Raw genomic sequence first — 1,771 nt, 5'->3', positions numbered from 1 at the left:
AAGGCGGCCGTCACACCCCGTTCTTCAAGGGCTACCGTCCGCAGTTCTACTTCCGCATCGACGTGGAAAAGGCACTGGAAGCCGCCCGCAAGTTCCCGGGCCTGAAGGGCATGGACCTGGCCAAGGTCGTCACTACCGGTAAGACCTACACCTGGACCGAAGGGCAGCTGGACCTGGACGCCAATGCGTTCGTGAGCGTACCGGCCAGGTTCAAGGTCGTGGCCTACGACTTCGGCGTGAAGACCAACATACTGCGCATGCTGGCCGAGCGCGGCTGCGAAGTGACCGTGGTGCCGGCGCAGACCCCCGCTGCGGAAGTGCTGGCGCTGAAGCCGGACGGCGTGTTCCTGTCCAACGGCCCGGGTGACCCGGAACCGTGCGACTACGCCATCGAAGCGATCAAGACCTTCATCGACGTGAAGATCCCGACCTTCGGCATCTGCCTGGGCCACCAGCTGCTGGGCCTGGCCTCGGGCGCGAAGACCATGAAGATGGGCCACGGTCACCACGGTGCCAACCACCCGGTGCAGGACCTGGACAATGGCCGGGTGATGATCACCTCGCAGAACCACGGCTTCGCGGTCGATGAATCGACCCTGCCGGCCACCCTGCGCGTCACCCACCGTTCGCTGTTCGACGGCACCAACCAGGGCATCGCCCGCACCGACGTGCCGGCCTTCTCGTTCCAGGGCCACCCCGAAGCGTCGCCTGGCCCGACCGATGTCGGCCCGCTGTTCGACCGTTTCGTGGCCCTGATGGAAGAGGCCAAGGCCTGATGCGCAACGTCGCGCTGCTGCCGCTGCTGTGCGTTGCCGGTATCGCTTCGGCGGCGCCGGCCACCGATGCTGCCGTGGCGGACGTGATGCGGACGCTGGACAAGGAATCGATGGTGATTTCGGCGGTCGAGATGATGGTGGCCGAAGTGCCATCGCTGAATGGGTTGCCCGAGAGCGACCGCCTGTGCGCGCGCAGCTCCATGCGGGCAATCGTGCTCGGCAACATCAGGCAATCGGTGATCACCGATCTTGGCGACGATGGCGACAGCGTCGTTGCCGAATGGGCGCGTTTCCTGGAAACGCCGTCAGGCAAAGGCTATCTGGCCTATGAAGGCGTGATGACCGAAGCAGACGTCGACCCCGTCGACGTGAACAGCGAGCCGTACCAGACCGTATTCAAGGCCTTCGCCGCCACTGCGGCGTACAGACGCCTGCTGGTCAGTTTTTGCCGCGCGGTCATGCCCGGCGACCTGCCGGAACAACTGGCGAAAGGACTGCAGGACCAGTGCCGGATTGCGCTGAACCCCGAAGAAATTTCCTGATCGACAGCGTGCGATCACCCCCCCTTGTCACGCTGTACTGACTTAGAGAAGAAAATGCCCAAGCGCACCGACCTCAAGACCATCCTCATCATCGGCGCCGGTCCGATCGTCATCGGCCAGGCCTGCGAGTTCGACTACTCCGGCGCCCAGGCCTGCAAGGCCCTGCGTGACGAGGGTTACCGCGTGGTGCTGGTCAACAGCAACCCGGCCACCATCATGACCGACCCGGAGATGGCCGACGCCGTCTACATCGAGCCGATCAACTGGCAGACGGTCGAGAAGATCATCGCCAAGGAAAAGCCGGATGCGCTGCTGCCGACCATGGGTGGCCAGACCGCGTTGAACTGCGCGCTGGACCTGGCCGACAACGGCGTGCTGGAGAAGTACAACGTCGAACTGATCAGGCCTCGCTCACCGTGGACACCATCCGCAAGGTGGTGCTGTCGATGTACC

Annotated in this window: 2 protein-coding genes and 1 pseudogene; all 3 read left to right on the top strand. The window is 64.1% G+C overall.

Features of this window, described 5'->3' with window-relative positions:
- A partial coding sequence (locus ACQKDV_RS19350; RefSeq protein ID WP_427785844.1) for a carbamoyl phosphate synthase small subunit occupies positions 1-776 on the top strand: 776 nt, incomplete at its 5' end.
- 74 nt (positions 777-850) lie between these two features.
- Positions 851-1,318 (top strand): hypothetical protein, encoded by a 468-nt coding sequence (locus ACQKDV_RS19345; protein ID WP_427785843.1) that lies wholly within the window; start codon positions 851-853, stop codon positions 1,316-1,318.
- 54 nt (positions 1,319-1,372) lie between these two features.
- Positions 1,373-1,771 (top strand): annotated as a pseudogene (locus tag ACQKDV_RS19340) (hypothetical protein); the annotation flags it as partial.

The sequence above is a fragment of the Stenotrophomonas sp. NPDC077659 genome, from assembly GCF_050268705.1.
Lineage (GTDB): Bacteria > Pseudomonadota > Gammaproteobacteria > Xanthomonadales > Xanthomonadaceae > Stenotrophomonas.
This window is presented reverse-complemented; position numbering and strand designations above follow the sequence as displayed.